At 37.4% G+C, this 3239-nt stretch carries 2 protein-coding genes; both read right to left on the bottom strand.

Features of this window, described 5'->3' with window-relative positions:
• Positions 1-214 precede the first annotated feature (214 nt).
• The gene (locus ACYVQZ_RS09950; protein WP_461241224.1) at positions 215-808 is read right to left on the bottom strand and encodes a L,D-transpeptidase family protein; all 594 of its coding nucleotides are present in this window, start codon (positions 806-808) and stop codon (positions 215-217) included.
• An 857-nt stretch (positions 809-1665) separates the two neighbouring features.
• Positions 1666-3239 (bottom strand): LPXTG cell wall anchor domain-containing protein (locus tag ACYVQZ_RS09945; protein WP_461241223.1); only part of this gene is annotated, 1574 nt, incomplete at its 5' end.

The raw sequence follows: 3239 nt of genomic DNA, 5'->3' as shown, positions 1-3239 counted from the left end.
GGTTGATGATGTTTTGTTTGAATTCTTTGTCGTAACGAGTTGGCATGTAAAAATTCCTTCCTTTTGAGAGACGATTTATTCATTATACGCTCTCTTAAAAGTTGTCTCAGGAATCAGCTTACATCCAGGCTCAAACAAAGTACTACAAATTTAATTCGAATTGATCCTCTAATGATTAATGCATTCATATATAGTTCAAACTCCAGCGATCAAATTAATCTTTACTTATAACTACTTTTAATCCTTCTGGGACGTTATCATGTAACCATTTAGAATCTGGCATTGTCAACCTGACACATCCATGCGATTTTGCAGTTTTTCCTAACTGTTTTGCTTCAGACTTAATCACATTTCCTTGAGCGTCAGTTGGTACAGAGTGAAATAAGTAGACACCATGATCTTTCCAGGACACCCAATTATATGCACCCTCACCACTTTCTGGATTATAGAAGAAATGGCCACGTTCAGCTTGAATGTGATATGTTCCAGTTGGTGTGGCATTATCACCACTACCACCAGTTGAGGCATACATTGTGTACAATATCTTTTTGCCGTCCATAATATAGGTTCGCTGGTCTTTTAACGAGACACGAATCCAAGCTTTCGGGTACTTGTTAAAATCAGGATAAGCTCGTTTCTCTGAAGACTTTTGCCAATCAATTTTATTCATATACTGCGGTGTTTTGACAGCTTTTTGTTCAGTTTTTTTTGGTGATGTAGCTGTTTGTTTTTGACCACATCCCGAAAGTGACGTAGTAATGCTCACTAACGCTAAACTAATGAAAAATATTTTTTTTATGTGTTGCATCAACGTGTCTCTCCTCTAATAACTCTCATGTGTAAATCAACGTTTCTAATTGTATCATTATATGACGTCTAAATCCCAACTAAACGTGCACTTTTAAGTAAAACTTCAAATGGTAATTAAAGCATCAAAAAAAGACTAGCTTGCCCACTAGTCTTTTTCGGGTCAAACATCATAAAGGAGTAGGATGTTTTTTCCCTTAGCGATTACACAAAATAGGTTTGTGTCTGGGTCAGTTATTTCGATGAGATGAGTACACTAACCCTTGTTAAGTAGTTTAACACTTTTTTTTTAAAATTGAATATCCATTCATTTATTTATTTGTTGGACAAGTTTTATACATTTTTAAACACATTTATACATTTACTATCACTTGATAAATCAACATTTCTCTTTACATTTCCTTACAAAAAGTAATTAATTATGCATGTTAAAATTTGATTACAAAAACCCAATATAAAGTATGAAATTTTATGGTCATTCAATTAAAAAAACATAATTCATACAAATATCATATTAAATGTGCTACTATGATTCTAGTTTTCGTTAAGAAAACTATTTATAAATCTCAGATAGTAGAGACCAAAAGGCGAAACCCATCTCCTCCCAAATCTCTACTTATACCTGTTTAGAGCAGAGATTACCCCCTGCTTTAAATAACACCTTCAGTTCTTCTTTGGAAGAACATATTAAACTTCGTTTTTATTGGAATTTTAATCGATCACACCTAATCGATTCAATAAAAAAAGAAGTTTAGAATAAGCCGCTAATCTCTTTGAGTTATTAGCGGCTTATTTTTTGTCAAAAAAAGGAATCGGCATTACACCGATTCCTTACTTTGTATTCTTTGAAAATTCTAACTATTTTTCATTTTCCTTGCGTTTTTTAAGTCCTAAGAAACCCAACAGAGATGTTGCGAGTCCTAGAATACCTAAGCCTGCAATTTGATCTTCTGAACGTTCATCAGTTTGTGGGAGTTTCTTTGATTCGCTCTGACCATTAGCTGAAACGTTTCGATTGGATACACCTGTTCCGACACCTAGATTAGATCCACTTTGCGTGGCTACTGGAATGTATTCAACCATCACAGAACCGTTTTGTGCCGGCACAACGATTGTCATACTACCTGCAGGTAAATACCCCGCAATAGCTGGTAGTGTAATCTTTTCACCAGTTGTACCATAAACCGTAATTGGTTTCAGGCCTTTAATAGGATTACCATTTTGATCAACCGGTACAATTGTAATTGCATGCTCAATTGGAACGTAAACAATTGTCACATTACTGTTTTCCGCCGGAACGGTTTTGTCTTGGTTCGTTACTGCACGATATCCCGGTAACGTTGGATAATCTGAGTCAGGAATTTGAGCATCTGTATAACCTGAAACAGTTACAGAATGACTATTTGGAATAGGTGTTCCATCTTCGTCAACCGGTGTAATCGTAAAGGCATGATTATCTGGTGTATAGTTAACAGTTCCAAGTGGCGTGATTGTGCCATTAGCATTGATTAAGGCAGGTATTGTTGTCTTATCTGCTGTATACCCAGGTACTGTTGGCACTGACACTTCAATCGTTTGTCCTGTTTTACCAGTAACTCCAGTCACAACTTGATTACCTTTATCACTAGGAATTGTGACGTTGTTAGTCGTTTCATTAGCGGTATATGTGACTGTTTGATCGCTAACTTCTGGTTTGGAAGTTGTTACGGTGGTATAAACGCCATCCACTAAAATTCTGCTTGCAGTGTAACCCTGTAATTCAGGTGTACTTTCAGCAGAGTAGCTTCCTTCAGGTGTATACATTGTTACTCCCGTTGCTTCATCAGTATCTGTTGAGTATGTCACTGTTTGAGAAATTGTGTCTGGTAATGCTGCCCCAGGTGTCAAATGATCACCTTGTGCAAGATCATAACTAATTGTACGAGTTGCTACATAACTGCCACTTACATGCTTATGCTTCAATTGAACAGTAATTTCACCATTTTTAGCTGGTGTTGTCCCTGGTTTATCAGTTGTTACCAGTTCAAAACCATCTGGAATATTTGGTGTAAAGTTATCGGTTGATTCATCCGTTACCCCAGTGTAATCACCAGTTGTCACTATCTTGCCATCATTATCTTGGTCAATATACGTAACTGGTACTTCAATAGTATTTGGTACATAAACCACGTTAACTGGCGTATCACCAGTTGGTACTGTCACATCTTGACCGTCTTGCGGTGTGTAGCCTGGCACTGTTGGGAACGTCGTTGAATCAATTGGCACATCCGTTTTGCCGGTTTCTGGTGTCGTTGCTGAACCTGGCACTGGATTTCCATCTGCATCAACAGGTGTAATGCTATAGTCATGAGTCTCCGGCGTATAGGTAACCTTTTCAGTTGTCGTAATCGTTCCATCTGGGTTAACTGTGGCTGGCACAGTTGTAGGAGCGG

This window comes from Paucilactobacillus salsurae (assembly GCF_054784995.1).
The sequence above is the reverse complement of the archived record's forward strand: the minus strand, read 5'-3'. Positions and strand labels throughout refer to the sequence as shown.

Coding starts and splice junctions, on each gene's coding strand:
- ACYVQZ_RS09950 (WP_461241224.1), bottom strand. CDS start 808: ATGCAACACATAAAAAAAATATTTTTCATTAGTTTAGCGTTAGTGAGC.